Consider the following 3,178-nt stretch of genomic DNA (forward strand, 5'->3'; position numbering starts at 1 on the left):
AGAGGTCCTCTTCGCCGCCGGCGGTCTCGACCACCATGCAGTCCATCTTGCGCCGCAGGATCGCCGCCGCATCGACGCCGCGGGCATGGGTCAGTGCCTGCACCAGCCCGTTGCCGTGCAGCCAGGCCGCCAGGTCGCGCGCCGCGTCGAGCCCGATCACCGGCAGCGCCGCCCCTGTCAGCCGTTCCGGGTCGCGCGCAATGATCGCCGGGCTGTCCACCGCCGAGAACAGGTAGGCCCCGCCCAGGTGCGCCGTCCAGAAGTTGTCCTGGGTGAACTTCGTCTGCTTCAGCGTCACCGGGTTGCGCGTCACGTCGCCGGTCCGGCGCGCCAGCTCGGTCATCTCGGCGATGAGCTGATCGTCGAACCAGGCGTCCTCCTCGCTGAGGAACCGGTCTGCCTTGCCGCTGAGCGCCGCGGCATCGCGCAGCGTCCCCGAGGCCGTGTCCGCCTCGACCGAGACCCGCCGCACCTCCATCAGCCTGGCCGCGCTGTCCAGCCGGAAGACGCCGTTGACCAGTTCCCCCGCCACCGCGTCCCGCGCGGTCAGGGCAAAGAGCGCCGCCTCGTTGGCGTCGATGAAATCGCGCAGGATGGCGCGGGTGGTCGAGAAGGAGGCCTCGAGCAGCGGCGCGGTCTTCTGGCGGGTGGTCAGCAGGATGAGCTGCCGGTTGACCCCGTTGAGGTTGAGGTACTGCCTATCGCCCAGCTCATCCGCCACCTCCGGCGAATAGCCCGAGATATCGACATGGAAATCGGTCAGCGCGGTGCGCTTGCCGGTCAGATGCTCAAGCGCCCGGTTATAGCGCTCGACCAGCGCAGGCGTGTCGACCGGGGTGAGGTTGCCGTAAAGGAGGCCGGTGCGGATGAGGCGGTTCATTTGAGGTCCTCTCCAGTCAATTCGTCCACCCAGAGCTTCCTTATTGAGAGCAAGCGAGTAAGGGCGCGCTCTGCTGCATCAAACTGAAGTTCACTTAGCCATTCGGAATCAGCTGGAGAGAGCCCCTCCTCCTTCAAAGCAAGGATGCTACGCATTGACAATTGGATGCCCCCATGGATTATCCCCCAACCCAGCCGAAGTCGGACGCTGCCTTCAAGATCGATGCCGAAATCAAGGGCAAATTCAGCGTCAATCAAACTCGTAGAGAACTCATAGAGATGGTTCTCGACCTCCTCGAACGGCATGAGAGCAGAGTAACTTCCACCGATCGAATACAGACGAAATTTGACTGGACCTGAACCTATATGTCCGTCGCCTTCAAAAAGGGTATTGCACTTATTCAACTCGTGGAGTTGGCGGACCAGAATTCTAGACTTTCGCCTCAATGTTTGCTGGTTTTGATTCTGACGCCTTTGCCGTTGCTCATCGCGGAACACTTCCGCCTGAGCTTCGAGAGCCGCGGCCATTCGTCGAGATTCCCCCCGCGCCAACTCAAGCTCGTTGCGCTGCTCTTGCAACTCGTTCTTTTGAATGAACGCCGTCACAATCAGCCAGAGGAATGCCAAAGTTGACGCCAGCCCAGCAAGAGCATCACCCATTGCATTGAGTTCAAGTGACCAGAACTCGTCCAGCTTATCCCCCCCGCTGGACGCTGAGGGTTGAACTGCCAGCCAGAAGACAACCAAGAAGATTGTAAGGGTTCCGAGAACTCCGAACCAAATCGGGGTGAAATTTCGCCCTCGTTCCCCCGTCTCACCAGCCCGGCGAATCCGCGCAGCGCCCGACTCGCCCCGGTTCCCCAAAGGCGAATCTCCGGCTAGACAGGCGGCCCCTGCTCGCCCACCCCCGGGCCCGGCGCTGCCCTCGGTACCAGTGCCCGGACGTGGCAACTCCTCACTCATGGGACACCCTCACTCCAGTGGCGGCGTGGGCGAAAGCGTGTGGCTCCCACCCCACGAGATGCAGAGGGACCGCCTGGTTGCTGACGCCGAGGTGCTCTCCTCCAACAAGATGCCGAGAGCTTGCCCCGCCGCCAGAGGTGGATTGCATCCACCCTACGCAAGCGGCTCCGTCCGCGCGCAGGGTCCGGAGGCCAGCCAGAGCCGTAGGGTGGGTGCCAACCCACCTTCCCCCGGCGTCCGTACGCAGCACCATCAGCCGCGCCCTTTCAGGTACCGCCGCTTGGCCTCTTCCGTGCGGCCCATGTCGCGGACCATGCCCTCGATGGCGGCCTCGTCGGACTTGTCGGCGTAGCGGAATTCCGAATCCGCGTAGCGGTTGATCTCCTGCACTACCATCTCGACAGTGATCGGCTGGCGCAGCTCCTCGATCATGGCGCGCTTGGTGTCGTAGTCGCGGAACAGGAACAGCTCGGGCTCTTCCATCCATGCGTCGGGCAGCTCGAAATCCATGGCGCGGACCTTCACCGCGTCGGTGATGTTCTTGATCGCCCGGCCGGTGAAGCGCGGGTCGGCCTCCTGGATCGCCTTCAGATAAGTCCCCAGCTTGGCGATGGTGTCGAGCGGACCCAGCCGCTGCTGCACCGCGTCGTAGACCGTGACCAGACCGGCCTCGGAGGGGCGGGCGTGGCTGGCAAAGCTCTCGGCCACCGCGCGCTTGATCTCCTGCGCGGCGTAGAGCTCGTGATCGCCCAGCGGGATGTCGTGGCGCTTGCCCAGGAGCAGGGCGAGGATGTCGACGTAATCTTCACGGGTGCGCGGGCCGTCGACCAGGAAACGGGCCCCGGCGCGCTGGCGCAGGGCGTCGTCGACGTTCTCGGGGTAGTTCGAGAACATGCCGAAGGTGCAATTGCCGCGCACCACGGTGTTGGCCCCTGCGAAGCTTTCCATCAGCACGGCGGTGATTTCCTGCTGACCGGCCGAGGACTGGCGGTCGCCACGCTTGCCGGCGATCTGGTCGATATCGTCGATGGTGCCGAAGCCGATGACGGCGGGGTCCATGATCTCGGAGATGAAGGCCTTGGCGTTCTGGCCCGACTTGCCCTGGTAGCTGTCGATGTTCTCGGTCGAGAGGTTGCGGTAGCGGAAGGGATAGCCCGCGACCTGACAATAGTCGTTCAGCAGACCGGCCATCATCTGGATCAGGGTGGTCTTGCCGGTGCCGGGCATGCCGTCGCCCATGAAGGTGAAGATGAAGCCGCCGAGCTCGGCAAAGGGGTTCATCCGCCGGTCGAAATCATAGGCCATCAGCATCTTGGCCAGCTTCATCGCCTGGTAC

3 protein-coding genes are annotated in these 3,178 nt (G+C 63.5%); all 3 read right to left on the reverse strand.

From position 1 onward, the window contains the following. Nucleotides 1-880 (reverse strand): DUF6638 family protein (locus OS124_RS0109375; protein ID WP_010139284.1); only part of this gene is annotated, 880 nt, incomplete at its 3' end. Continuing rightward, nucleotides 877-1,626, reverse strand: coding sequence for a hypothetical protein (locus tag OS124_RS0109380; RefSeq protein ID WP_138919482.1), 750 nt, complete (start codon nt 1,624-1,626; stop codon nt 877-879). The genes OS124_RS0109375 and OS124_RS0109380, both read right to left, overlap by 4 nt. A 468-nt stretch (nt 1,627-2,094) precedes the next feature. Further along, on the reverse strand, nt 2,095-3,178 hold a 1,084-nt coding region (locus tag OS124_RS0109385; protein ID WP_010139286.1), incomplete at its 5' end, for an ATP-binding protein.

This window comes from Oceanicola sp. S124, from assembly GCF_000220565.1.
Lineage (GTDB): Bacteria > Pseudomonadota > Alphaproteobacteria > Rhodobacterales > Rhodobacteraceae > Pseudooceanicola.